We start from the raw sequence: 26,795 nt of genomic DNA, 5'->3' as shown, positions 1-26,795 counted from the left end.
AGACGCTTCTGGTACGGATAAAAGTGATGGATGAATAAGAGATGGATTGGGAGGCCTCCCCCCTTAGAGAAGAGGAGAGGAGGAGGCCTGGTTAGTTATATATAGTTTGACTGTTAAGGCCGGAACTAGCGACGATGACCAGCGGTCTCCTCGTACTGGTATGGCTCCTCGGTCAGGAAGTAGTTGCGGATGGGCGGGCGCTCCGTGGGAGCGACAACCAGGAAGCGGCAGGTCTCATCACCACCAGTAATGAAGCCATGGGGCTCGTTGCGAGGGATGAAGATAACATCGCCAGCGTTGAGCTTCACGTCGCGCTTCTCCTGCGGCAACTGCAGCGTCATCGAACCCTCGAGGATGAAAATTTCATGCTCCCACTCATGGTAGTGAGGGGGGGTTGAGCCATTGGGCATGACCTCGAAGAGGCTAAGGACGAAGCGGTCCGCACCATCGGTAGTGTCAATGAGACGCTTAATGGTGGCCTGCTTGGCACCTGGCTCGCGAACGATATCGGTTGGGACATCCTGAGAACGAAGGTGTTTCATTGTAGTAATCCTTTCTTGAATGCATACCGTCTACTATTATTTAAGGACTAAGAACTGAGAACATATTAGATCTGACTTGATCTCGCGTCACGCGCTTCTTATGTCCTGTTGAGTTAAGTATAGAGTACGGTAGAAAATAAATATTCAATTACCTTATAACTAGTTATGAGTAGTTTGCACTAACAAATTGCTGGAAAGAAAGAGGTAAAGTTTCATGACTTTCGTCCATGTTCGCTAATGCCTGTGTACGCAAGTAGCGTACACAGGCTGTGTAGGGGTAGAGCTTGCTCGGCCTAAAAGTCCATGCCAGCATGGACCCTACAATTTTGACGCGGGTCGCAGCAAGCGTGGTTTGATGCGTTCTTGCCAGCAGCCGAGGGCTGTGATGCGCGTAGGAATCGTACCAATCACGGGAGCGCGTAGCAGCAGGCGGGCGATTGGCGGTAGTTGGAAAGGCATGCGTGCATTGAGAGACTTGACGATCTGTTGCTGGATCAGGCCAACCCAGCCCTGGGCAATGCGTGTACGTAATTCGCGCCTGCGCTGTACAGCGGCCAGATCGCTCTCGCTGAGTGTTTGGTCTAGCAGGGGCCTGGTGAGCAGATTGGCTGCCGCAATTGCGTCCTGAATGGCCAGATTGATGCCGACGGAGCCGATGGGCGACATGACGTGTGCCGCGTCCCCAATAAGCAAGAGACCAGGGCGATGCCAGCGCTCCAGGCGGCTGGATTCAATCGAGAGCAGCGAGACCTGCTTCCAGCTATCCAGGTGCTCAACGCGATCAGCGAACCAGGGGACGCAGCTCTCCACCTCTCGCTGAAGCGCTTCAATGCCCGCCTGCCTCACCTGCTGATAGGTTCCTTTGCTAATGGCGCAACCGACCTGCCATTTATCGCCGCGATCCAGGAGGATGATAAACATGCCGGGCGCGAAATGCAGTTCGACTGCTTCAGAGTGTGGATCGCTCTCATGGCGTGGGAGATGGAACCAGAGGAAGTCCAGTGGTGGCGAGAGTGTAATGGGCGCCATATGTGCGAGGCGCCGCGTCCAGGAGAAGCGTCCATCCGCGCCGATGGTCAGCGTGGCCTGTACCTCCACCTCGCCCTCGGGCGTGCGATAGCGTATGCCATGGATGTTTCCCTCCTCTTCCAGCAGGCGCTCGACGCGCGCCCCCATCACGAGCTGAAAGTGAGGGTATTGCCTGGCCTCTTCCACCAGGAAATTGAGAAATCTGACCTGTGAGAGCTTCATAATATAGGGGTAGGGCGATTTTAGGCGACGAAAATCGTCAAAGGTAAGCTGCCTCTCTCCCATATGGAATTGGACGTTATAGGCCCTGGTATGGGGGAGTTGGAGCAGGCGCTCAGCCAGGCCGAGCTTCTGCATCTCTTCCAGAATAGATGGATGAATGGTATCGCCACGAAACTCGCGCGCAAAGTCTTTATGCGCCTCAAGTAGTATGACAGGCACCCCCTGACGCGCGAGCAGCAGGGCGAGAAAGGCTCCGGCTGGCCCCGCCCCCACGATACAGCAGGTCGTCTTCTTAATCTCATGTATGTTCTCCTGCTGCGCGGAAAACTCCTGAACCTGTGGCCGCTCCGACAACGCTTTACTCATCGAAAATTATCCTTTCCAATTGTTACCTGTATTGCTCTTATATTTCAGTATAGATAGCAATCACAAAGCGATCGCACTTAGTAACAAAAATATGCACTAAAAGTTGTGGTATATGCCTATATAGAGTTAAAAGTGAAGAGTTACAATAGAAATAAGAACGCATTGAGATACGCAAAAAATATTAAAAATAAGTAAAGAATCTCGTATAACTTTGCTCTATTTTTAATAGTTTTCATTGGGAAAAGGGTAGTTATGCGCCTATTTGCAGCCAGGTGGTTACGAGGGTTAGGGATTGTGCTCTTATGCCTCGTAAGCATTTTTATTACTGGCCAGGTATTTCTCCGTATCAGGCGCAGGCTTCACCCGGAACCCATGCCCCCTGAAATCGCGCCATACCTGGATGCCCCGCTCAGGCGCAAACTCTTTGGCTCCCCGGAGCACATCGTAGAGCACGCGGGCGTGGCAACGGGTATGCGCGTCCTGGAGATCGGGCCGGGGCCGGGACTCTTCACGACCGTCCTGGCGCGTCGTGTGGCTGCGGGCAAAAGCGCTGGCAGCGTCACGTGTGTGGAGGTGCAATCGAAGATGATTGAACTGCTGCGCCAGCGCCTGGAGCGGGAAGAGGTGGGCAATGTGGAGATCATTCAAGCAGATGGTTGCCATATGCCTCTGCCCGAGGGGAGCTTTGACATGGTCTTCCTGGTGACGGTCGTGGGCGAGCTTCCGTATCCAGTGGCGTTCTTCCGCGAGTGTGCGCGTGTGCTCAAAGTGGGAGGTGTAGTATCGGTCACAGAGCAACTCTGCGACCCTGATTTCTGCCTGCCAGGTATGGTGCGCAGGTGTGCCGAAGCGGCTGGGCTGGAGGATGCCGGATATGTGGGCATCCCCTGGTGGTCTTATACCGCGAGCTATCGCAAAACTGCCCCTGGCAGTGTTGTCTCTTCCCAATAAGGAAGTATGGCGTTTCTACCTTCTTAATTAGGTAGTACCTGGAAAGGGTATCTAAGCTTTATGTCCAAAGAGCAGAGCGAGCAACTGGTAAAACGTTTCTTCGAAGATGTCTTCAGCAAGGGTGACCGCGCGGTCGCCAATGAGATCCTGGCTTCGGACTTTGCCTTTTATGGCCCCCCCGATGGCATCCGTGGTGCTGAGGGTTTCCTGGGCTTCAGCAGTGAGATTCGTAGCGCCTTGAACGTTCAGTTCAAGATTGAGGTCATTATCGCCGATGACGAGAAGGTCGCTGCCTATGCCATCATGAGCGGTGTCCACCAGCGTGATTTCCACGATATTCCCGCCAGCGGCGTGCGCTTCGCCCTCCCACGCATCGACAACTTAGTCATTTATGACGGTCAGATCCATGAAGTGCGCACCACTTTTGATCACCGTGTCCTGCTTGCGCAACTGGGTTCACCCGAAGAGGATGCCGACGATCACCTGACACACGTCGCGGCCCGCTCACAGCGCGCCTAACGCCCGTCTTTTCTAGCTCGCACAGCGCGTGAGTTAGAATTCAGAGGTCTAAGCCAGGAGGTTGCTAACAACGTTGTTAGCAACCTCCTGGCTTAGACCTCTTCCTCCTCAAATGCCTCGTTAAGTGCGACCAGGCGTTTTTGCAGGGCGTAAATAGCGGCCTGGGTGCGGTCGGTAAGGTGCAGCTTGGAGAGAATATTGCTGACATGTGTGCGGACCGTGGGTTCGCTGAGGGCTCTGCCGGGATCAGTGAGAAAGCAGAGATTGGCTCAACATTTTGTGGAGACAGTGTGGTACTTTAGGAGGTAAAATAGTGTTATTTGAAAGGCAAGAATATGACACAGCCAACATTGTTATTTCTACATACATCTCCAGTTCACGTTGCTACCTTTGAGCGCCTGGTCGCTGAATGTGTGATAGATCCCGCCAGCGTGGCGCTTGAGCACGTGGTAGATGAGAGTCTCTTGCAAGAGGCGAGGGAGCAGGGTGGCGTTACCCCTGCCCTGCGCGCGCGTATCGAGCGCTATGTCGACGAAGGCGTGGAACATGGCGCAAGTGTAATCGTTTGCACATGCTCCACGATTGGCGCCAGCGTCGAGGAGTACTCCGACCAGGTGCCTGTGACGGTGATGCGCGTCGACCGGGCCATGGCGGAGGAGGCAGTCAGGCAGGGTGAGCGCATCCTGCTGGTCGCAGCCCTTGAGAGTACCCTGGCGCCAACGCACGAGCTATTGCTTGATGCTGCGCGCCGGGCAGACAAAGCCATCGACATCGTCGAGCTGCTCTGTCGTGAGGCCTGGGCACATTTTGAGCATGGCGATCAGCAGGCCTACCTGGGCGAGATTGCTACGCAACTCCGTGCCCATGTCCATGAGGCCGATGTCGTGGTATTGTCCCAGGCCTCTATGGCAGACGTGAGCGATTTGTGCCCCGATCTTGGACTACCCATGCTGACCAGTCCCCGCCTGGGCACCCTGGCGGCCTTGCACGCGTACCAGGCGCGGCAGGAGCAGGCAGCCAGCAATCGTGAGCCAGAGCACGACGCCCGTCGCGAAGAAGCGCCCCAGCAGTAGCGAGGCGCCCCAGCCGCTGATGGGCGCCAGGAGTGCGCTAAGCAAGGTCATGCGCCACCAGCCAAAGTCGCGGTGGTGCTGTCCCGGCCGGGCAAGCCATGTCAACAGCCCCAGCAGCGCCCCCAGTAGGAGCCAGCCAAGTGTGAGCAATAGTCCTATCATCTGTAATCTCTCTTTCCTATTGTCCGAAGTGATGGGATGTGGATTGTGGAAATGCCTCCGGCATTTCCACAATCCACATCCCATCACCCAATTTATCCTGCCTGGAAGACCTGGCTAATCAGGTTGAAGAGCTTTGAGCCATCGCCGATGGTCTGGAAGAAGTTGAGGTTGGAGCGCACTTCGACATGATCAAAGATATGGAATTCGACGTAGTTATGTGAATGATGCAGGCGCGTGAGATCCCGGTCGAAGGCGCGGGTCTCGGTGAAGGGCAGAAAGGCGTCGTTGCGATCATGCAGCAGGTATACGGGAGCGTGAATCTCTTTGATGATCTGGCTGGTTGAGAGGCCCTGGAGCTGCGCGTGCATCGCGGGCGTTAGCGCGGCCATATTCTGTGCGACCCGGTTCGGAGCTGTACCACTGAGGAGCTGATAGGCGGCGAGTCCCTCTGGCGAGAGCTGATCCTGTTCTCCTTGTGAGAGTGGTGAGCCATTTGGGCTGAGGGCCTGGCGAATGAGTTCCTGCTCATAGACGGGAAGCTGTTCGGTGGTCACATTGGCAAGTACTTGCAGCGCGTAGGTGGTTGGTTGCCAGGACTCGGTCTTGCCATCGTAGGAGACGGCGCGGTGCCCAAAGGTCTCAAGCAGGGTCTCGGCGTTATAGTAGCCACCAAAGGCGGTGACATAGGCCACCTGGTCGCGAATATGGGGGTCCGCCGCCGCGTGCGTTATCAGTGGCACACCCGCGCTAAAGGCGATCATGCCCGTGCGCTGGCCCTGTAAGGCGGGGAGAGCTTGTAGGTATTGATAGGCTTGCACCACGTCCGCGCTATCCTCTATAGAGACGTTATCCTGCAAGAGGGTCGAGGTGGTCATTGCCACGACAACGATGCCTGAGCGTGCCAGCGTCTGCTCAAGATTGATCAACTGTGGCACCTGGCGTTGGTCTCCCACTCCAGGTAAGAGCAGCACGCCCTGGCGCTCGCCATGGATAAGCGGAACCATGTCAGGCGTAAAGATATCCAGGTAGAGCATGCCATGCGAGGCTGGAAGCGCTTTTTGCGTATGCGTGATTGGTTCGCCCGCCAGTGTGAGCGGTAGCGGCTCTGAAGCCGTGAGCAGCGATGGAAGAATAAAGGTTGCGCGCAGAGTCGCCTGGCCCCAGGGGAGGAGCGAGGTGTATATGCCGCCAAGGAAAAGCAGCGCCAGCAAGAAACGTGCTATGAGAGAAACTATGCTGCCACGTTTCCGGAATTTACCTTTGGTTGTAGATGTAGCCTTGAGAGCTTGTTCTCCTCCAGCACCTTGCCCAGGGGGATGATTATTCTGTGCCTCGGTTTGCATACTAGCTTTCCCTCTTTTGTGTACAATCCCGTATATGCATTGTTTTGCCAGTAGTATAGATGCTTTTCTTCTTCCTTGAAAGAGTCATTTGACCCATAAAATGGTAATTGTCTGGTGGTGTGATGCAAGTTGTCGCAACTTTGTCGCAATTTATGGGTATATACTCTGTAGGGCCTGTATGCTATTTTCATGTCCAGTTGGCAAAGCTATAATAGAACACATGTATAGAGGGGATGACGCACCTGTTATGGAGAAGGTACTACTGGTTGAAGACGAGAACGACCTGGCAAAGATTGTTATGCGCGAGTTGAGGGGCGCGGGATACGAGGTATTTCATGCTGAGGACGGCCTGAAGGCGCTGGATCTGCATGAGCGCCACCAGCCAGATGTAGTCTTGTTGGATTGGATGCTGCCCCGGCTCAATGGCCTGGAGGTGCTACGGCGCTTGCGTCAGAGCTCGGCGACCCCCGTGTTGATGCTGACGGCTCGCAGCGAGGAGGCTGATCGCGTCATAGGACTGGAGATCGGGGCTGACGATTATCTGACCAAGCCTTTTAGTATGCGCGAGCTTGTAGCGCGTGTGCGTGCCCTGCTCAGGCGCGCCGAATTGATTAAGTTGACTATTAGCGCGGACCGCCGTGTGGCGAGCGAGGAGCTATGCCTGGGCAATCTGCGCCTCAATCCTCAAACGCACGAGGTAACCCTCGAAGATGCGCTGCTGGATTTGAGTCCTACTGAATTCGCGCTGCTGCAACTGCTGTTGCGTAGCCCCGGGCGCGCCTTTAGCCGCTCCTATCTTATTGAAACACTCTGGAGTGGCACCTACATCGGCGGAGACCGCTCGGTTGATAATGTCGTCTTGCGCTTGCGCAAAAAGCTTGGCAAGCTGGGCGATTCCATTGAGACAGTCTGGGGCATCGGCTACCGCCTGCACAATGGAGCATCAGGTAAGGTGTAGGGTCCACGCTTGCTTGGACTTTTGTCGGGGAGAGAAATGCTTGACTCCCTGGGCAAGGCCGTGCAAGCATGACCCCTACAGAGCGGGCAGAGTAAAATGGTCAGGAGCCTGGAGTTTGTGGCCTGGAGACATATGATATGGGAAATACATTGATCAGGAAGATGCGCGAGTTCTGGTTTCAGACGCGTGGCTGGCAGGCCTTGCTCGAGATGGTGCTCATCCAGGCGGTAGTGATCATTACCTGGTGGCTGTTTTTTCGTGCGCAGATGGCGGACGAACCTGGACGATTAATGAATAATACAGTCACATTTTTCCTGTTTTATTGCCCCGTAAGTGTGTTCTGGAGTACCATGCGCTGGCGTACATCAAAAGTGCGTCCCTGGCGCAGACAGGTGGGCGTCGAATTTCTCATGGCGGCCTGCGTGCTTGTGATTTTCCTGCTTGAGATGGTTTTTTTGGTCTGGACCCCTTTCCCTTCATTATCGAGTCTGAACACGATCATTTGGTCTGACTATGCGGATCGCTTTCGATCCACTGATGTAGCGCATTCTCCGGCAACTTCGCTTGCTATTGATGTCTTCCTCTCTTTCTGTAGCGCCAGCTTTTTCCTGTTCCTGCGAGCAGCGATTCGTGTACTTCAGGCCTGGAATCGCTTGCGTAAGCAGCACTTAAGCTGGGCGCTTACCCATGCTATTATGATGATTCCCATGTTTGGAGTGGGCGTGCTCTCGCTTTTTATTTTATTCGCGAGTGCTTTCTCTTACTCAAAACCGGAGAACCTGCCGCTCTACCTGTTCTTGAACCTGTTCCTTTCAGGGAGCGCCATCGCGGCGATTCTGGTCTTTGTGCTCCCGCCTGTCTTACTTTTCTCGAACTTCTTCGCGCGCCGTATTACGCAGCGCATAGAGACACTTGTGGGCGCGGCCAGCGCCATGCGCGCGGGCAATTATAGCATCCGTATTCCGGTGCAGGGCGAGGACGAGGTGGCGCGGCTACAGAACGACTTTAACGCCATGGCCGCCCACCTGGAAGTGACGTTGCATGAGTTGCAGGAGGAGCGCGACAACGTTGCGCAATTGCTCAACGAGCGCCGGGAGCTGATAGCCAGCGTCTCGCATGAGCTGCGCACTCCTGTGGCGACCATGCGTGGTTATCTTGAGTCAACCCTGGCCAACTGGAATGAGGTTCCCCCTCCTATGTTGCGCCAGGATCTGAACGTTATTAATCAGCAGACGGTACGCTTGCAGGGATTGATCGATGACCTCTTTGCCCTGGCGCGGGCCGAGGTTGGCAAATTGAAGCTGCGCTGTGCCCCCAGTCATGTGGATGTGTTAATACAGCGTATTGTGGATGTACTGGCTCCCCTGACCTGGCGTGGTAGTCGTGTGGAGATCATCGCCGATGTCGAGGCGAACCTGCCGCAGGCCCTGGTTGACGAGGCCCGGCTGGAGCAGATTCTGCAAAATCTCCTTAACAACGGGGTACGGCATACACCACCAGGAGGTATTATCTCCGTTAGTGCTCAGGCAGATCTGGCACATGAAGAGATAGTGCTGCAGATCAAAGATACGGGTGAGGGTATTCCCGCTGACGAATTGTCTCACATCTGGGAACGCTTCTATCGCACGGAGAAGTCGCGCCAGCAGCCCGCCTCTGGGACCGGCCTGGGATTGGCGATTGTCAAGGAGATGACGGAGGCTATGGGTGGAAGTGTGGAAGTTGAGAGCGAGGTAGGGCTGGGGACCTGCTTTACCCTGCATTTCCCCCTGGCGGCGCAAGATATTACCGCTAAGATGCCCATTGTGAAGCTGCTGGAACAGCGGCAGCAGCACTAGACGAGCATAGGAGTTATGCCCGACTGGTGCGCTGCATCTGTCCCAAAGTGGTAAGCAAGCAAGATACGGATACGTTGTCTCGATGGTGGATTACGCCTCTTCAGGAGCGTTTCGTTCCCGCTCCTGTTATTACTATATCCCCTGTCCAGAAAAGATGTGTTTAATTTCATCTATAAAGAGCGGGAGGTGGTGAGGCTGTCCTCACCACCTCCCGCTCTTTATAGATGAAGTGCTTTTCAAGTATGGGCGTATGATGGGCTTAAGTATAGTAATTATCCAGTAGTGTCGTACCATGCTTGACTGCTATGCTTCATCATTTAGGAATAGGCATGAGAGAGGTAAGAGTAGAGATATGTTAGATACATCTGTTTCGGTCTCACAGACATCATGTTGTATTGTTGGTGGGGGACCTGCCGGTGCTATGCTTGGTTTGCTGCTGGCTCGGCAGAATATTCCTGTTGTGTTGCTTGAATCGCATATGGATTTTGACCGAGATTTTCGCGGCGACACCGTATTTCCCTCGGTCCTGGATGTGGTGTATGAGCTTGGCTTGATTGAGAAGCTTATGAAGATTCCACATACCAAGATTTCAAAGCTGAGTATGCAGACGCCGAAGGGGGTAATCTCTCTAGCGGATTATTCGCGCCTGCGGATTCGCTTTCCGCATGTGACGATTCTGCCTCAGCCTAACTTTATCTCGATGCTGATAGAGGAGGCCAAGCAGTATCCTCACTTCCAGGTCTTGATGGGCGCCCAGGTTGATGGCCTGTTACAGGAGAATGGCAAGGTATGCGGTGTGCGCTATCGTGGCCAGAGCGGACGTGGAGAGATACAGGCGCAACTGGTTGTCGGCGCGGATGGGCGTTTCTCGCGTGTACGCAAGATGGCAGGCCTGGAGCCTCAGTTCGCGGAACCAACTATGGATATTCTCTGGACGCGCCTCTCGCGTAAACCATCCGATCCTGAGCTGGCGACGGTCATCCAGTCAGATAAAGGAATTCTCTCGGTCTCGCCGCGCCCAGATGTCTGGCAGCTTGGATATCCTATTCCTAAGGGGAGCTATGCTCGTGTGCATGAGCGGGGTCTGGAGGCGTTGCGTCGCTCGATTGCCAATATCGAGCCGCTGTTTGAGGAGCGCGTCAATGAGATTAAGGATTGGAAGCAGGTCTCAGTCTTCTCTATCCAGGCTTACTGCCTCAAGCGCTGGTATGCGCCGGGTGTGCTGCTGATTGGAGATTCCGCGCATGCCATGTCTCCCATTGCGGGCGCGGGCATCAACCTTGCGGTCCAAGATGCGGTGACCGCCTCGAATATCCTGGGTGATAAGCTGAAGGCCAAGAATGTACAGCCAGCGGATATGGAGCAGATTCAGCGTGCTCGCATGCTACCGGTCAAGCTGATTCAAAATCACCAGCAGAAGTTGCAAAAGCGTCTGGTGAAGCCCCTGGAAAAGGAGGGAACGCCACCCAGCCTTCCGCTGATGATGCGCGTTTTCTTTAGCATTCCCTTCTTGCGCGATATTCCTATGCGCGTCCTGTTATTTGGTTTGCGCCCCGTGCACATCAAAGCCTGACCTTTTCGCGCCTGCGACGTTCAGGGTATGGAATGAGGATGCAGTTGACGGGCTTCGTCTGTTAACTACATCCTCATTCCATACCCTGACTTACTATTCTGTTTTGGCTTCGACCAGGTGTTGAGGGAGGAAGGGTTCGCTGGCCTCGGTTGTGACGTCGGGCAGTTGGAGGACCTGTAAAAAGGCTTCGACAACTGTGGAATCAAACTGGGAATCCGCGCAGTGCTTGAGTTCCGCGCAAGCCTCTTCATGGCTGATGGGTTTGCGATAGATGCGCCCTGAGATCATGGTATCATAGGCGTCGACAACCGAGAGGATACGCGCGGCCAGCGGAATCTGCTCGCCGGCCAGGCCACCGGGATAGCCCTGGCCATCCCAGCGCTCATGATGCGCGCCAATGATATAGGCGACAATGGCGAAGGTTCCACCAGCGCGTGAGAGGATCTGTCTGCCGGTGTCCGGATGGCGTCGAATAACCTCCCATTCATCTGTGTTCAGCGGCCCTGGCTTGTGTAGAATGCTATCTGGAACGGCGACCTTGCCAATATCATGGAACATGGCAGCGAGGCGCACGTTATGGATTTCTTCCGATCCACAGCGTAAACGACGGGCGACGGCCTCCGAGAGGTTAACCATGCGTTGCGCGTGCTCATATGTCTCTTTGTCATACGCTTGCATGGCGGCCAGGAGGGCGCGTGCCGTGCAGATCTCCTCAGAGGAGAAACTGCCCAATCCCGAGACGGTAATGATCTGGTGGGCGCGCTCTTCCGCGAAGACGATGCAGACGCGGTTGCGACCGCTATGCTTGGCGCGGTACATCGCGCGGTCGGCCTGCTCAAGCAAAGCTTCGCGTGTTTCACCATGATAGGGATAGATGGAGATACCGATACTCGCCGTAATGGTTAGCTCAACCGGTGTTGCGTTCTCGTCGATATCCCAGATGAAGGGTTTTTCCATGATCTTGTGACGAATTTTTTCAGCGACCTGAACGGCCTCAGAGACGTTACTGTGACGCAGTATGACCGCAAACTCTTCGCCGCCGTAGCGGCCCACAAAGTTTGTTATGCCAACGGTGTCTTGCAGGCGTATGCCAACCTCGTGCAGGACAGCGTCGCCTGCCGGGTGCCCCAGCTGTCATTGATCAGCTTGAAGCGGTCTAAATCCACGAAGAGGAGGGCCATGGATTCCTGCGTTTCACTAGCCTCGCGTAGAGCTGTGTCAATGTATGCTATGACTGCCCGGTGGTTTGGCAGGCTAGTGATGGGATCGGTTACTGCCGCGCGGGCGTTTTCACGATAAAGCTGATCCACGGCTGTGAGAAGCTCCTGCTGCTGGGCAACGAGAATCTGTTGTTCGTGATATGCCTCCTCTAGCTGGTTGCGTAGTGCCTGCTCACGTGTATTGACCTTGCGCAGCGTCGTCAGCAGGGTATGTTTCCGTGGTATCTCGGCACAGAGCCAACCAATGACAATAGCGATGAGGGTAAAGGTGACGACGGTAAAATTCCAGCGCATTTGTGAAAAGATCGTGGGTGCCCAGGAATGGCCAATAACCTCTACGATGCCAATCAGCATTGTGATAATGCCGAAGCATGAAACAGCTACAATCCAGGCACCCTCACGTCCGCTAATATGGGCCTCTAAACGTGAATGGCGAGAACGATTTTTTAAGTGCACAATATAACGAATGACCATGGCGAAGACCTGGATGGCGGCCAAAAGCCAGATAATTGTAGTAATAGCACGTAGGAAAAGGTAGAAAGGGAGACCGTGTTGCGTGCTGATTGGATTAAAATCAGATATTCCTGTTAGAAGCAGGTCCATTAAGAGAACAAAAGCCGCAGTTATCCCTACCTGAACCAGTAAACTCATATAGGGAATGCCCTGGCGGTTGATGCGCGTTAGCCTTTCGGGTAACATCCCATCGCGGGCGGCCATAAACAGGAGACGTGAGGACATGGTGATGAACAGCACAGTCTTTCCGGTTGTACCGATAAGAAATAAAATGAGAACAACTTTACTTATCGCTAGCCCGAAGATGTTTTGAATCGCAGCAATACCTGTTTGTATAGGAATAGGATTGTTTTGTTGCCCGAAGAATAAGAGAACGCCTAGTGTTGAGAACAGGTAGAACGGGAGGATGATGGCATAGCTCCTCCAGATAAAATTACCTACGTTGCGGCCTCTATCAGGATGCTGATTTTTCATCTCGCTTGTCATGATGTATGGAGCTTCGCCTCCCAGCAGAGCCCAGATGGCGATACTAAAAAATTCCATATGCTGCGGCCCCGGCAGTATGGTAGCTGAGCTTGTCGCCGGGGCATGTCCATTGAGGACCCAGAGATAGCCTGCCAGCCCCAGGAGAAGAATCTGAAGCATATTGAGGATGAGAATACCTGCAAGAATATATTTGAGTTTGCCTAGAGGAATAAAGATGAGTCCCAACACAATGGCTGTGAGGCATAGCAACCCCCCTAGCTCCTCAACAGGTGTAGCAAATAGAGGTGAAGCAAATATTTGGAATATTACCAGACTACTTATGAGGGAGGCAATAGTGGCGAAGAGTCCCGCGAGCCAGAAGAAAAGCCCCGTAATTGATCCCCATTGTGGTCCTCCCAGAGCCGTAATCCAGCGATACTGTCCTCCATAACTGGCAACGCGTAGCGAAAGCCAGCGTGAGATAATGATGATAGGAAGGACAATAAGGAAAGCCAGAAGCCAGTAGATGAGTGCACTATACCCTACACCGCCTGCTATGCTAACGGGTGTAAACATCAGGACGGTGAGCAAGGAGAACACTAGCAGGTCTCTTTTAGTAAGCGTTTTTGGAAGCTGGCGCAAGGCATGAACAGGCTGGGTAGCTTTCAGAGGAACGTTTGCGTCGATATCCAGGCGCCTCAGAAAGGGATCCTGGTCTGTGTGGCGCTCAGGTGTAGGACTGTTATGCGGTTGAGCCGGAGTAGGGCTGTTTTCCATTGGTGGCACTCCTTATATACGCACACCTTCTTATAGTCTTGATTGTTGATTCTACCTGCTCACTGTGTCGCTATGTTTTATTCCAGTGTAGGCCCATCTGTATAGGGACTAAAGTCCTCAATTTTTATTGCTGGTAGCAATAAAGAGCGCGCGTGAAGAGGACCCGGGTGGGAATTTGCCCACCCGGGTCCTCTTCACGCGCGCTCTCTCTATTTACTTCTTTTTGGCATTGAAGACGCCATAGGGGAGGGTCAGCTTGCTTTCAATGACCTGGCCTTCGGCATCCAACACAAAGTTGATGCGTATGCCTGACAGGCCTTTGACGTGGAACTCTGTCTCTTTATAGGGTAGGAGCTCGTAGTCGGGTTGGCCGGGGATAGTCGCCTGGAGCGTCTGTTCACCCTTGAGGACGACGACCATAACTGTATCAAGTACCTTATATTCACCGATAAATTGCTCCAAAAAGCTCTTCTCGGTTAACTGCTTGTTGATGCTGCGTTTGAAGACGATATCGTTGGCGGTGGGCTCCAGCGGAACGATGAGGGTATCAATATCACCACGGACAGTGCCCTGGAACGAGGCTTTGAGGTTGATATCGAAACGCTCGATCTCCAGGGAGAAGATATCGTAATGGTAATGCTTGAGCGGCGCTTTCATCTGGTTAAACTCGGCGTATAGCTCCTCGCTGTCCAGAGTCACTTCAAATGTGCCATAGCCTGGATGCGTATAGGTTCCCACATACGCTTCAAGCCGGTGTGATGGTTGAGTGTCTGGTATGCGCTCGCCTGCGTCCTGCTCCTGGCCTTGCTGCTCCGCTGCTTTGAATTCTTCACGAGTTTTCTGCGCGCGTGCGTGCCAGTCCACTCTCTCCAGGCCCACCAGGTGCTCGAAGGCCGCGTAGGTCAGGAGAGTTGGTACAGGAGAGCCGCTCATATTTGTCAGCACGGCGATACCAATATTCTGGCCGGGGAAGAGCGAAATGAGGGAGCTAAAGCCGTCAATATTGCCACCGTGATGGATCATGGGGTAGCCACGATAGGGCTGTACAAACCAGCCCAGCGCGTAGCTGGCAAAGGGGCGTTCGGGATAGTTGTCCATGCCCGGGATGACCATCTGAGGGGCATGTAGCTGTGCTACCTGGCTCTCAGAGAGGATGCGCTGGTCGTTGTAAAGCCCTTTGTTCAGGTGTAGTTGAAGCCAGTTGCTTAGCTCTTCGATATTAGAGACAATGGCTCCCGCGGGTCCAATGGCTCCCTGCGCTCCATAGAAAGCTATCTCGTTGACCTCGCCCTTGCTTTCCTTGTAGGGATGGGAGAAGTTTTCTGCCTGCTCGCTCGTCTCCACAATAGAGAAATTGCTCTGGCGCATGCCGAGCGGCTCGAAGATGCGTACACGTACAAACTCTTCCCAGGTCTGCCCGGTGATCTGCTCAATCAGGTAGCCTGCGGCCATGTACATCAGGTTCTGGTACTGCCAGAGGGTACGAAAGTCTTTGGTTGGTTCCAGGTAGGGCAGGCGCTCAAAAAGTTCTTTCCGGCTGGCGGTTGAGTTATACCATGCCAGGTCATGGCGCGGCAGGCCGGAGCGATGCGAGACCAGATCGCGAGCCGTCAGGCGCTCGCTTGCAAAGGGATCAGCCAGGCGAAAGGTAGGGATGTAGGTGCGAATCGGTGTATCCCAATCCAGACGTCCCTCATCGGCCAGGATCGCGAGAGCCGCCGTCGTGAATGCCTTGCTACATGAGGCAATGGGGAAGAGCGTCTGAGGCGTGACATCCAGGTCATGTTTTGTATCGCGCTTGCCGAAGCCTTGCTGGAAAATAACCTGCCCATCTTTGACAATCGTGATGGCTGTTCCCTGGACCTGCCATTCCTTCAGCATCTGGTGGACAAAGGTGGTGAACTCTTCCAGGCGAGGGGTCGTTGCAGTCGATGGATTTTCGGACACAGCATATCCTTTCTCTGCTAGCGCCGCTTCAAACATGCGACGAATGTGTGTACTGAAAACAAGTACGCATCTTGTCGCTGATCAGTTGCAAGACAGACGGGGTGCTATAGGCGCGAATGCAGCTTTTGCGGTATACTGTGTGCAACAACGTTTGTCTATAAGGTAAACATCGCTATGAGCACACGTAGCCCCTGCTAACCCGCAGGTAACTTTCAGTTTTGCAACCCGAATTCTTTCACGGGTGAAGATTGGTCGCGAGCGGCAATGGCTGGTCGCGGTCTTTGCGCGCGCGCTCCTCCCACTCTGAATGAGATTTTGCTCTTTATTCAGAGTTTTTGTTGGAGGAGAAGTTTGCGTGATGTACTTCAAGAATGTTTTTCGCCAGCCTGCTACCCGGGGGATATCGGCTGCCTACATGCAGGCGACCCTGCTCAGCTATGGTTTGTTTGACGAGATTGTTTCAGGTTTTCCCGTTGTTGGCCTGCCCCTCTTGCGTGATCGCCTGGGACTCAGTTATGAACAGATTGGCCTGTTGTTTGCCGTTGGCAGTTGTTCAGCTATGGTTCTGGAGCCGATTATCAATGTGCTCAGTGACCGCCACTCCAAGCGCTGGTGGATTTTTGGCGGGCTGCTGTGTTTGATACTGTGCTTTGTCGTGGCGGCTTTCGCCTCCAGTTATGGTGTCCTGCTGGTCGTCTTTGCGCTCTATTATCCCGCCGTAGGAACCGCTGTGGGGCTGGCGGAGGCCACACTGATCGATAGCAATCCAGCCAGGAGTGTAGCGATAATGACGCGTTGGACCCTGCTTGCCAGCGTTGGAGATATCCTGGCGCCGCTCCTGATAACGGCCCTGGTGAGCTTACAGCAGGGCTGGCCCGAGATCTGCTGGCTCGCGGCTGGCTTATGGGCGCTTCTATTCCTGCTTACGGTCGCGCAGCCATTTCCCAGGTGCGAAGCTGTGGGAATAAAAGCTGAAGGGTCATTCGTTAGCAGTGATGATATAGCTCGCGCCGAGCCTGGCGTCATCCCAGAAGAAGGTCGTGTAAGTACCTGGAGTGCTTTGAGCCAGGCTATGCGCAATCCTGCTCTACTGCGCTGGGGGCTGCTCGCGTTAATTCCAGATATGGTGGATGAGGTTTTGCTTGGCTTTGCAGCGCTCTACCTGCGCGATACGCTCCATGCCAGCGAGACGACCATTGGCTGGCTACTTACAGGTACATTGATGAGTAGCCTGTTGGGCCTGGCGCTGCTGGATTGTCAGCCGTGGCTACGCCGAGTCGCCAGCCAGGTGCCGCATCGCGTGCTGGCCGGGATGGCTGTAGTTGTCCTGGCTGGCATGCTCTTGCTGTTGACAACGCATATCACCTGGCTGGCGGGCCTGGCCCTGGGTATAGTCGGGCTAGGGGCTGCGGGCTGGTATCCCATTGCTCAGGCTCAGACTTATGCGCAGTTGCCGGGACGTTCCAGCCTGGTCCGAGCTATTACTGGCTTTGGAGAGCCTCTTAAGGCCGCCCTGCCCGCTATTGTAGGTCTGCTGGCGGCACGCTTTGGCCTGCTTGCTGGCCTGGCCCTCCTGGGGAGCGCGCCGGTGCTCCTGCTGCTGGCATTAATCGGCTATGCACCTGTAAAGGAATCGCAGAAGTAATGGTTATGATAAGCAATGGTTATGATAAAGGAGTAGAACGATGAGTTTCTCTGTTGAAACCTTGAAAGAGCACACAAAAGAGCGTTTGACAAATGAGGTGATTGCCTGGTTTATAACGGTGCGACCCGATGGACGCCCGCATAGCGTGCCCGTCTGGTTCCTGTGGGAGGGCGAATCAGTCCTCATCTTTAGCAAGAATAACCAGAAGATTCGCAACCTTGCCCAGAATCCTAATGTCGTGTTAGCCCTGGACAATACTGATGATGGCGGCGACGTGATTATCCTTGAAGGCCAGGCGCGTGTGCTCTCAAGCGAGGAAGAGCAGCCTGACACTACCCTGCCCGCCTACAAGGCGAAATATGGTGCTGAAATGCAGGAAATAGGTTTCACCCCCGAGTCGATGGGGCAGGAGTATAACCAGGTTATTCGCGTGACCATCGACCGCTTCACCAGCCAGTAGGCAACCTCTTTTGCACCTGCGTTGCTTCTCGCCGGGTAAAATATGGTGTGTAGTGGCGGTGCGGCGGAGCCGCACCGCCACTACACACCATATTCTCTATCTGCGGTAGCGAACTAGCAGACGTGGGGGATGAATCAGGAAGCGGTCGGAGACCCAGGGGGCGCGCGGTGCGTCGGTTAGCTCCGCCAGGGCCAGAAGGGGCGTATCGTAGTTGACACGCCAACCGGAGAAGTCGCGCCAGGCCTGCTCGCGATCCGGCTTCATCGGCACACCTTCCGCGGCGAGTTCGTCATAGGCGAGATTAAACTCTACCTGAGAGATACTGATAGGATCGGTTGGCGCGGGATTAGGATCAAAGGGCATTTTGAAGAAGCTTGAGACATAGCGTAGGCAGAGATAGCCAGCACGAATACAGAGATCCGCCTGGGGATCGTGCGGAATATCCAGAGCCGCATTGATCAGCGAGGCGGTATCCAGGATAGCACCTGCGGCGGTCACCCATGAGCGCTGCGGTTGAGGTGAGCGGAAGAAGGTGAGCGAACCCAGCGAGGTGTGGCTCTCTTCGATCTCCGCAAACCATTTCTCCCAGCTACGCCAGACCTCAGTGAGTCGCTCCAGGCCACCAATGCGGTAGTAGCGCTTGATCATCTCGACCGCTGAAGGTGGTGATCCAGCACGTGTCTCCAGCAATGTCACGGCCTCTTCACGACGCGAGAACGAGGTATAGATGGTTGGTAGATAGGAGATTAATAATGCAACGAGTAGCAAGCCTATAGCAGCTTCCGAGAAGGTCAGGAGCGTGTCGGGAAAGGTATCGACAAAGGCTATCCCCAGGGTGAAGAGCGAGGAGCCACTAATCTCAAACGCCCGGTAGAGGGAGCCACTGTTCAATCCCCAGAACATAGCAGTATAGCCCAACTGGATGCAGAGGAGCCAGGTAACCAGGAGAGCTAACAGGCTCATGGGGGCGTACAGCTCCATAATTTGATCGCGTTGTTCATAGGTGGTGGTGCGCCGTTTGCGTATTTCAAAAAATATGCGCACGACGAGAAAGACGTTGCTGCTGAACACATCGGAGGCGCTACGCGGTAGCACAAAGGTGCGTATCGCGGAAAGCGCCGCGGCAATGACGCTTGTGGCCCCTAGTAGAAAGACCAGGATGCGCAATAGAAGCCAGAGTATATCATACATACAGGGACTACTCCGTATTTTACACTGAATTATTATGCCCGGGTTGGCATTTGTCTCTATTTTACCAGGGAAGCGGTCTGAGTGCAGGCTGTTTGCCACGAATGTGCTGTGGCAGATTAATCACAACGATGCCTGGGCGGAACAGGAGTTTGGCCTTCAGGCGTAGCACGGTCTGGTTATGCAGAAAATACTCCCACCAGTGTGCGACGACAAACTCTGGCAGAATTACTGAGAGGGTTTCATCGGGATGACGCTTGCGTATCGTATCAATGTAGGCCAGCAATGGGCGAAAGAGTGAGCGATAGGGAGATTCTATCAGCAGCAGGTGTGTCTCCTCGTCCTCACCAATATACTGCTGCCACTTCATCCAGTCCTGGCGTATCTTGAGTGCGCTCTCCTCATTGACGACGACATGGACGGCGGTCACGTGGCGTGTAATAGAGCGCGCATAGGAGAGGCTTTGAATGGTGACGCGGTCAAGCCGGTCAATAGGGATGATGACGCGATGCTTGATCTGTTGTGGTTGCGCGGGAACGTCGGTGGTGCGCTCGCTTTCGAAGACGTGGTAGTGGTGCTCGATACCTAGAAACATTAGGACCAGCAAAGGTATCAACAAGATGACGATCCAAGCTCCCTCCACAAACTTCATAGCGGCGATGATCATAGCCACAATCGCGGTTGTGCCAGCACCCAGGCCGTTAATCATGATGCTCCTGCGCCAGTTCTTAACGGTCCCGCGCAGGCGCCACCAATGCATGACCATACCTGCCTGCGAGAGCGTGAAGGCGATAAAGACGCCGACCGCGAAGAGATTGATCAGGGCATTGGTGCTCCCCTCAAAGACTATGAGCAGGATGCAGGACATGACGGCCAGAGCGATAATGCCGACTGAGAACGCCAGGCGGTCCCCTCGGAACGAGAACTGCCTGGGGAGGAAGCCATCGTGCGCGAGAAGCGAGGCCAGGCGTGGGAAGTCGGCGTAGCTTGTCTCCGCCGAGAGGGCCAGAATACCCAGCACTGCGAGCTGAAAAATGGGAAAGAGGACAATAAACGGGCCAGAATTGCTGTAGACCTTCAGGGCGATCTGGGCCACCACGGTAGGGTTGCCGGAGGGATGGGCCTCAATGCCATAGGTCATTGCCAGCAGCGTAATGCCCAGGAAGAGTGTTCCCAGAATAAAGGCCATGATAGTCAGGGTCGTCGAGGCATTACGTGTCTCTGGCTTCTTAAAGATAGGGACGCCGTTGGAGATTGCCTCTACGCCCGTCATCGCCGAACAGCCGGTCGCGAAGGCGCGCAGTACGAGCAAGACTGTGAGGGGTTCGAAAACTGTATCTTTCATTGGTGCAAAAGTGCCAATGATAGGTTGGTGATGAATGACATAGGCCTTGAAGAGGCCAACGCCGATGAGTAGGGTGGCGTTGATGACAAAGAAGTAGGTCGGAAAGGCAAAGATAGAGCCAGATTCGCGCACACCACGCAGGTTAAGCAGTGTGACGAGTACCACAAGCGCGATGTCGAGGAGCACAATCGAGCCATGTAGCTCTGGAAAAAGCGAGACCATGTTCAGGACACCAGCCGAGATGCAGACGGCGACGTTGAGCACATAGTCGATGAGGAGCGCGGCAGCGGCAACTAGCCCGGGAAGCTTGCCCAGATTCTCGCGCGCCACGGTATAGGAGCCGCCCCCATTGGGATAGGCGGGAATAGTCTGGCGGTATGAAATGGTGACTATGCAGAGAAGTAGGATAATGACCAGGCTGATAGGCAGGGCCAGGCCCAGGTGAGCAGGTCCGGCGGCTGCCAGGTTGATCAATATGGCCTCGGTGGCGAAGGCAACTGAGGAGATGGCGTCAGATGAGAGGAGTGGCAGGGCTTTAAATTTGCTCAGGCGTTCATGCTCCGCCTTAGCGCTGGCCAGGGGGACGCCAATCAGGGCGCGCTTGGTCCAGTAGGCCGCTTGGGATAGGCGACTCTCGGGAACCTCCGCAGCCTCGGTGGCCTCTAGCATACCACTGCCGACGCGACGTAGAGGGGGATTTTCTGGGCGAATAATAACATAGCGCATATCGCCCAGGCGCCCGCCTCGTCGCTCCTCGCCTACAGGCGTCTGCAGATCATAGTCATCTGCTTGTATCTCCGCACCGTCTTTACCGATGTATGTTACCCTGTTGAAGAGTTTATCAGGGTTATCCATATGTAAGCTTAAGCTTTCTTAATAGAGCATCAATTATACGCTGAATATAGCATACGTGATCGCTCATAGAAAGAGATTTAGCGCTAGCGACCAGAATCTTGAGCAAATTTTTAGAGGGGAAAAGTGTTTTGAATATTGTGATGGTCTGGCAGAGCCAGACCATCACAATATTCAAAACATAGATCATTAGCGCTTCGCGGCTCGCCTGAATCTGTCAGGATCTGGTGTTAGCATGGACATCTCTGGCTGGGTCGGGGCATCGGTATGCGGTGGAACCTGTAAGGGAGGTGGGGGTGTGATTGGTGGTAGCTGGGTTCCGGGCGCGTCGCCGATAATACCCGCTAGAGTTTTGAATTGATCGTATCCCAGGCGGTTCTGCGTGCTGCCCCACATTTTCTCGCTCAAGGCCTGGACGGCGGGCTTGATGCGTTCGTGTAGTCCGGCTTCGTCGACGGCTCCCCCTAGCCTATCGTTCCATTCGGCGAAAATGGCGCCTTCAAGTTGTGGGTCGCCCGGCGCATAGTTGAGTTTGGGGTTGCTCAGGTCAAAGATGTATGGCTCCCACTTGTTGTAGAGCAACTGGGTATCCAGGTAGTCGTGATAGTAGGTGACGCCGGGCACGATATAGAGATTCTGATCATTGGCGTTGATGATACGAAAGCCCATCTTTTTCATATCAATGGGGTTCGACCACTGGTTATTCCAGACCTCCAGCGTGGCATCACTATCGACCGGGACCGAGCTTTTCATCTCTGAGAGGCTGCCCCAGATGCGAGCCTTCTTGCCGTGCTGTTTCAAGTAGGCGATATAGTGATTGATGTAGCGCCGGTAGTTATCGGCGTCGCTCACCGCGTACTCGTCGACGCCGATGTGAAACTCATCAGTATCGAACCAGGGCAGGAACTCGCCCCAGACGGAGTCCATAAAAGTATAGGTTTTGGGATTGCTTAGATCTAGGAAGTCTTTGTCATATTTGCTACTCGCCAGGTCAGGCCGGTACTTAGTGAATGCCAGGGCATGCGCGGGCGCGTCGATCTCAGGTGTGATTGTTACGCCATAGGCACGGGCCAGGTCCTGTAGCTCGCGCATATCTTGCTTGCTATAGGCCCCATCGGTTGCCGCCAGCCCCTGAAACTTGTCGCTCTTGAGGCGAAAGGCGGAGTACTTTGCCTCCCACCCATCCTCACTGCCGACGCCAGACTGGTTATCGTTGAGGTGCAGGTGAAAATCATCCATTTTGTACCAGGCGAGCAGCTTCACATAGTCCTTGAGGATGTTTAAGGGTACGAATTTGCGTCCAACGTCCAGCATAAAGCCGCGCATAGGATAACTGGAATAATCCCTGGCCAGACCCCTGGGGATGTGAGATTTGGCGTCATCTTGCGTGAGGATCTGGAGCAGGCTCCGTGTGCCATAGAAGGCGCCCTTGCTGGTGCGGGCATCGATGATGACGCTGTCCTCGATTGTGAGCAGGTAGCCCTCATCACCGATGGTGTGATCGATAGCTCCCAGCGTCAGGAAGAGATCGCCAGGTCGTGCGCTGGTCGCCGTAGAAATAGAGACGTTGCGCTTTGTGACGGCACGCAGGTCATTTTGAAAGGTGCTGGCCGCCTCTTTCAACTGCGTTTCATAGCGTGTATCAATAACAATATGCGCCAGGACTGGTAGTTCGAATTCCCCCACACTACCCCGCCACTCGCGCAAACTGGGAATGACTTTAGGCGCGGGATTAATCATAACGGTGGCCTGCCTGGCTGTAGGTGCCTGTGGATTAAAAAATATGGCCAGGAGGACGCCTAGTAGACAGAAGAGTAGGACGATCCCGCTTGCTAGTAAGAACCGTTTGCGCTTCAACTATCATCTCCTAAAAATAGAGTATATTTGCGCAAGGAATTTTTACTTCCTCTTATCAGGAGCTATGCGCATCAAATGTAGTATAAGAGTGATAAAATGGGATGTCAATTTCAGGGCGTTTCACCCTATATTAGTCCTGGCTATTTGGTAACGGCCATTTCCAGCTAGTTGATTGTTCTTCTGGAGGGGCGTCGAATCTCTGTCAAAAAGAAGATGAAACCGGAACATGATTTTTTCCCTCTTGCAACGAGTTTTGCGCAAGGGTGGACTATGATTACTGTGCCTGCAAATCCTTGAGCAGGGATGAGTAGTGTTGACGATTGAGCGGCAATTCGACCTCGCAGTGACAGTGGCTTGAATAGATTATTGCATTCGCCAGTTCCAGTTCCTGGCATGCCTGTACACCATCGGCATAGTCGCTACTCCCGTGGAGAAGAGCATCGTGGAAGTCGCGATAGACAGCTATGTGATTGCCTTGCCCTTGTTCCAACGTAATGGCATATGGATGATGTACAGGTTGGGCATAGGGATCGCGGCTGGTAAGCGCATATTCGCTCATGTCGAGGTCTAGTGTGTGGGCCAGCAGCTTGCCACGACCAATTTCCAGCGAGCCGCGGGTCCCTATGATCTTCAGATGCTCAGGGTCATCGGCCTCAGCTGAGCTGATGTGCACCATTCCTAAAGCTCCATCCTGCCATTCTAGCATTGCCTGGACTGTATCCTCAGTTTCGATCTGGTGCAGCAAGTTACGCGTCCAGGCAAAGACGCGACTGGGGGAGCCGAGCAAATGGCAGAGCAGGTCGAGATTATGCGATGCCTGGTTGGTGACAATTCCTCCTCCTTCTCCTGACCAGGTAGCTCGCCAGGGGGCCATTTGATAGTAGAAGGATGGCCGTGTCCACACTGCCATCAACTCGACGCGCTGGATCTTGCCCAGAACACCCTCTTGCAGCAGCTTGCGCGCGGCTATGATCTCGGGGCGATAGCGTTGCTGAAATACGACGCCAAGCATACGTTTGTACCGATGCGCGGTCGCGATCATCTCGTCGGCCTCCGCCACCTGAAGCGCCATGGGTTTCTCAACCGGCACATGACAGCCTGCTCGCAAACTCTCTATGACCATGGAGGCATGCAGAAAAGGAGGAGTAAGAATGACGACAACGTCTGGTTGCGTCTCGGCCAGCATCTGCCGGTAATCTGCATAAAAGGCGCATTGCAATTCGTCAGCGCGCTGCTGACCTATTGTCGTATTGATATCTGACGCGGCGACAAGATCAACTATTGGTAACGCCAGGGCTGGTCGGTGGCCATTCAAAATGCCCGCACCTACGCCAATGATGGCGTGCCGCAACCGCTGTGCCTGCGATGCTTTCACTATGTTATCTGCCTTTCTTGCATGAAAGAAGCTCTCTAGAGAGCTCCTCCTTTGTCTCTGACCTCTTAGTTTCTCTCGGTTGAGGGAGTAAATGGAAGATACAGAGAAATCTCGATATATTGTGTTAGTCGAGTGTCACTTCCGCCTCTTGTAGCATCTGGTACAGGGCGGCAAAGGACTCACGAGTTGCCTGCTCACGTCCACCGTTAGGGTGAATATAGTGGGTTTCAAGCGAAATAGTCCCGGTGTATCCATCCTCAGCAAGCGCACGGAATTGTCCTACATAATCGATGGAGCCAGTGCCCATCTTGACGAAGCGCCTCTGCTGGGGCGCATCCAAGGAATAGATAGCATCTTTCACATGTACATGTAGAACACGTCCTCGCACATGCTGGTAGCCAGCTGGAAAAGGGCTTGAGCCAACATACGCCTCGTTGCCGGGATCCCAAATGACGCCGAATGTGTCTGTGGGAAGGCGCTGAAGCAGCCAGCCAGCTTCCTCTCCTGTCGCAATATTACAGGCATGTTCATTCTCTAGTACAAGCTTCAACCCAGCTTCTTCTGTGAGGCGAGCAGCCTTAGCGATCGCTTCCAGGAGAACTGGGCGTATGGTTGTTGGATCGGGTATGCGCAGGAAGGAGAAGGTTCGTACCAGTGGAGCCCCAAACAGGGCGGCGATCTCAAATGAACGCTGCAATAAATCCCATTCTCGCGCCTGCTCCTTCGTGTGGGCTGTAAGAGCTAGCTCACTCCAGAGGGGGCATTTCAGGAAAGGTGAAGCAATTGAGCATACACGAAAGCCTTGATCGCGTAAGAGAGATTGAATGCGCATCAAGCTGGCCATATCATGGAGAACTATATCTTTGTCCTCAACCTTGCGTAGTTCGACCGTATCGACCTGGAGATCGCGACAAACGTGAAGCGCGTGCTTAAGATCCTGAGAAATCTCATCTGTTATAATACTTAGCCGCAAAAGTAGCTCCTCTCTTTCAATACTCATGCTAGAATATCTCATCGCCCAACGAACGACTGCCGAAATTGGCCCTATTGAGGTGTAGTGCCCAGTTCCTCGCGATAGGCCAGGTCAAAGGCTATTTCAGGCGCGCCACCTCAATCAGCAGACGTGTTATGACCAGTAAAGTGCCGTGTATCCTCCTCACTTGCCTCTCTCATCTGCTGTTTTGTTTGGGAGCACAAACAGGTCATCAACGAAGACCATCTTGCCAGTGCGCATTGACTCATTGGAGGCGATGCCAACCAGGATTGAAGCGGCACCATCGATATGCGAGGCGGCTCGATTGAAGGGATCAGCTGGCGGAGTGGGCGAGAAGAGTTGCTCTAGCAAAATGGGATCGGCGCCGCCATGCCCTCCATCTCCCGTTGGAACTTCAACATCGTATGGGAGAGCGAACATTGGGTAGGCACGGATGCGTGCGGATTTGAAAGGCCCTTTGCTGGCGTTCATTCTGGCCTCGCCATTCCCCTGGAGATGATTGACATTCTCGACAATATCCATCTCAATCCGGCCCTTAGTGCCAGTAATCGCCACGCGCAGACCTTCCCAGGGCGCGTAGGTAACCAGGCAGTAGGACAGCAGCACGCCATTGCGATAACGCGCTGTCACACACATGGTATCTTCAATCGTAACTGGCTCTCCAAATACATTACGATCTCGTAAATAGCCCGTCTCATTTTCAGCAGCCAGGTAGAGGCCACGAAACATCTCATTGTTCTCCAACGTCAGCGCAAAAGGATCATTGTCAGCCTCCGGGACGCCAGTGTAGCGCTCGTACGCATACTGTTCGCCGCGGGCTTCGGCGTTTTGCTTGCCATAGAAGCTGAGATCGCCCAGCGCAAAGACCTGCTGAGGGTATGAAGCAATCCACCAGTTGACAAGGTCAAAATGATGTGTAGCCTTATGGACGAGCAGGCCGCCACTATGCTGTTTTTCGCGATGCCAGCGGCGAAAGTAATCTGCGCCATGATTGGTATCCAGTATCCAGGAGAAATCGACTGCCAGCGGTTTCCCCACCGCACCCTGCATCACCAATTCGCGAAAGCGTGTATAGGCTGGGGCATAGCGATAATTAAAACTCACTCGTAGTGAGCGGCCAGTGCGTTCAATTGCCTGGAAGATAGCTCGCATTTTTTCCGCGCTTGTCGTCATAGGTTTTTCCGTGATGACATCACAACCTAATTCCATGGCGCGTATGATATAGAGATGATGTGTGGCATCTATGGTCGTGACGATTACTGTATCGGGATGGGTTTCGGCAATCATCTCGTCAAACTGTTCAGCATGATAGGTTGGTAGAGGTGGCAGTCCTGCCAGCGTTTGTAGGCGCTGGTTATACCAATCCATACGGACCTGGCTCAAATCGCAGAACGCGACCAGTTCCGCCACATCGCGATATGTAGTGATGAGCGCGTCAATAAACATGCGGGCGCGTGCCCCCGTCCCAACCAACGCATAACGTTTCTTCTCCATTCTTGCTCCGTTCCTTCGCCTTCTTTGTCCTGTGGGCGACATAATTTGTGACCGATCACAAATATTATATGCACTATTTTGCTGGATAAA

At 54.0% G+C, this 26,795-nt stretch carries 19 protein-coding genes and 2 pseudogenes; 8 read left to right on the top strand and 13 right to left on the bottom strand.

The window, feature by feature from the left end:
• Positions 1–125 precede the first annotated feature (125 nt).
• Together KTE_RS42745 and KTE_RS42740 are read right to left on the bottom strand one after the other, a co-directional pair.
• Positions 126–542: a cupin domain-containing protein gene (locus KTE_RS42745; protein ID WP_201392962.1), complete on the bottom strand. Its 417-nt coding sequence runs from the start codon at positions 540–542 to the stop codon at positions 126–128.
• Positions 543–860: 318 nt separating this feature from the next.
• Entirely contained in the window at positions 861–2,159 is a 1,299-nt protein-coding gene (locus tag KTE_RS42740; protein WP_201392960.1) for an FAD-dependent oxidoreductase, read from the bottom strand.
• A gap of 252 nt (positions 2,160–2,411) precedes the next feature.
• On the opposite strand from KTE_RS42740, the gene KTE_RS42735 reads away from it, so the two are divergent.
• Together KTE_RS42735 and KTE_RS42730 are read left to right on the top strand one after the other, a co-directional pair.
• The gene (locus KTE_RS42735) at positions 2,412–3,110 is read left to right on the top strand and encodes a class I SAM-dependent methyltransferase (protein ID WP_201392958.1); all 699 of its coding nucleotides are present in this window, start codon (positions 2,412–2,414) and stop codon (positions 3,108–3,110) included.
• Positions 3,111–3,170: 60 nt separating this feature from the next.
• The gene (locus KTE_RS42730; RefSeq protein WP_201392956.1) at positions 3,171–3,629 is read left to right on the top strand and encodes an ester cyclase; all 459 of its coding nucleotides are present in this window, start codon (positions 3,171–3,173) and stop codon (positions 3,627–3,629) included.
• Between the two features lie 92 nt (positions 3,630–3,721).
• Here the strand turns inward: KTE_RS42730 and KTE_RS42725 are convergent.
• A pseudogene (locus KTE_RS42725) lies at positions 3,722–3,862 on the bottom strand (LuxR C-terminal-related transcriptional regulator); the annotation flags it as partial.
• Between the two features lie 102 nt (positions 3,863–3,964).
• On the opposite strand from KTE_RS42725, the gene KTE_RS42720 reads away from it, so the two are divergent.
• Positions 3,965–4,702 (top strand): aspartate/glutamate racemase family protein, encoded by a 738-nt coding sequence (locus KTE_RS42720; RefSeq protein ID WP_201392952.1) that lies wholly within the window; start codon positions 3,965–3,967, stop codon positions 4,700–4,702.
• 254 nt (positions 4,703–4,956) lie between these two features.
• Here the strand turns inward: KTE_RS42720 and KTE_RS42715 are convergent, their stop codons facing one another.
• On the bottom strand, positions 4,957–6,207 hold the full coding sequence (locus KTE_RS42715) for a S9 family peptidase (protein WP_201392950.1): 1,251 nt from the start codon (positions 6,205–6,207) through the stop codon (positions 4,957–4,959).
• A 247-nt stretch (positions 6,208–6,454) separates the two neighbouring features.
• On the opposite strand from KTE_RS42715, the gene KTE_RS42710 reads away from it, so the two are divergent.
• The 3 genes from KTE_RS42710 (at position 6,455) to KTE_RS42700 (ending at position 10,573) form a co-directional block, all read left to right on the top strand.
• Positions 6,455–7,165 carry a response regulator transcription factor gene (locus tag KTE_RS42710; RefSeq protein WP_236600988.1) on the top strand — a complete coding sequence of 237 codons (711 nt, stop codon included), beginning with the start codon at positions 6,455–6,457 and terminating at the stop codon, positions 7,163–7,165.
• A 137-nt stretch (positions 7,166–7,302) separates the two neighbouring features.
• Positions 7,303–9,000: a cell wall metabolism sensor histidine kinase WalK gene (locus KTE_RS42705; RefSeq protein ID WP_201392946.1), complete on the top strand. Its 1,698-nt coding sequence runs from the start codon at positions 7,303–7,305 to the stop codon at positions 8,998–9,000.
• A 352-nt stretch (positions 9,001–9,352) separates the two neighbouring features.
• Complete coding sequence (locus KTE_RS42700; protein WP_201392944.1) at positions 9,353–10,573, top strand: FAD-dependent oxidoreductase; 1,221 nt, start codon at positions 9,353–9,355, stop codon at positions 10,571–10,573.
• A 93-nt stretch (positions 10,574–10,666) separates the two neighbouring features.
• Here KTE_RS42700 and KTE_RS48540 read toward each other — a convergent pair whose 3' ends face one another.
• The 3 genes and pseudogenes from KTE_RS48540 to KTE_RS42685 form a co-directional block, all read right to left on the bottom strand.
• Positions 10,667–11,251, bottom strand: a complete 585-nt coding sequence (locus KTE_RS48540) for an HD-GYP domain-containing protein (RefSeq protein WP_255553092.1) — start codon at positions 11,249–11,251, stop codon at positions 10,667–10,669.
• 162 nt (positions 11,252–11,413) lie between these two features.
• Positions 11,414–13,548: pseudogene (locus KTE_RS42690) on the bottom strand (amino acid permease); the annotation flags it as partial.
• 213 nt (positions 13,549–13,761) lie between these two features.
• Positions 13,762–15,495, bottom strand: coding sequence for a serine hydrolase (locus tag KTE_RS42685; RefSeq protein ID WP_201392938.1), 1,734 nt, complete (start codon positions 15,493–15,495; stop codon positions 13,762–13,764).
• Positions 15,496–15,853: 358 nt separating this feature from the next.
• On the opposite strand from KTE_RS42685, the gene KTE_RS42680 reads away from it, so the two are divergent.
• Together KTE_RS42680 and KTE_RS42675 are read left to right on the top strand one after the other, a co-directional pair.
• The gene (locus tag KTE_RS42680; protein ID WP_201392936.1) at positions 15,854–17,140 is read left to right on the top strand and encodes a sugar MFS transporter; all 1,287 of its coding nucleotides are present in this window, start codon (positions 15,854–15,856) and stop codon (positions 17,138–17,140) included.
• A 40-nt stretch (positions 17,141–17,180) separates the two neighbouring features.
• Positions 17,181–17,600 (top strand): pyridoxamine 5'-phosphate oxidase family protein, encoded by a 420-nt coding sequence (locus KTE_RS42675; protein ID WP_201392934.1) that lies wholly within the window; start codon positions 17,181–17,183, stop codon positions 17,598–17,600.
• 96 nt (positions 17,601–17,696) lie between these two features.
• On the opposite strand, the gene KTE_RS42670 is transcribed toward KTE_RS42675, so the two are convergent.
• The 6 genes from KTE_RS42670 to KTE_RS42645 all read right to left on the bottom strand — a co-directional run bounded on the left by KTE_RS42670 (position 17,697) and on the right by KTE_RS42645 (position 26,705).
• Positions 17,697–18,791, bottom strand: a complete 1,095-nt coding sequence (locus KTE_RS42670; RefSeq protein ID WP_201392932.1) for a hypothetical protein — start codon at positions 18,789–18,791, stop codon at positions 17,697–17,699.
• 61 nt (positions 18,792–18,852) lie between these two features.
• Entirely contained in the window at positions 18,853–20,988 is a 2,136-nt protein-coding gene (locus KTE_RS42665) for an APC family permease (RefSeq protein ID WP_236600987.1), read from the bottom strand.
• Positions 20,989–21,174: 186 nt separating this feature from the next.
• Positions 21,175–22,842, bottom strand: coding sequence for a family 20 glycosylhydrolase (locus KTE_RS42660; protein ID WP_201392930.1), 1,668 nt, complete (start codon positions 22,840–22,842; stop codon positions 21,175–21,177).
• A 274-nt stretch (positions 22,843–23,116) separates the two neighbouring features.
• Positions 23,117–24,217, bottom strand: coding sequence for a Gfo/Idh/MocA family protein (locus KTE_RS42655; RefSeq protein WP_201392928.1), 1,101 nt, complete (start codon positions 24,215–24,217; stop codon positions 23,117–23,119).
• A 124-nt stretch (positions 24,218–24,341) separates the two neighbouring features.
• Entirely contained in the window at positions 24,342–25,217 is an 876-nt protein-coding gene (locus KTE_RS42650) for a sugar phosphate isomerase/epimerase (RefSeq protein WP_201392925.1), read from the bottom strand.
• A gap of 156 nt (positions 25,218–25,373) precedes the next feature.
• On the bottom strand, positions 25,374–26,705 hold the full coding sequence (locus KTE_RS42645; RefSeq protein ID WP_201392923.1) for a Gfo/Idh/MocA family oxidoreductase: 1,332 nt from the start codon (positions 26,703–26,705) through the stop codon (positions 25,374–25,376).
• Between the last annotated feature and the right edge of the window lie 90 nt (positions 26,706–26,795).

The organism is Ktedonobacter sp. SOSP1-85, assembly GCF_016587415.1.
Lineage (GTDB): Bacteria > Chloroflexota > Ktedonobacteria > Ktedonobacterales > Ktedonobacteraceae > Ktedonobacter.
Note: the sequence above shows the minus strand (reverse complement) of the source record. Positions and strands in the feature narration are given on the sequence as shown.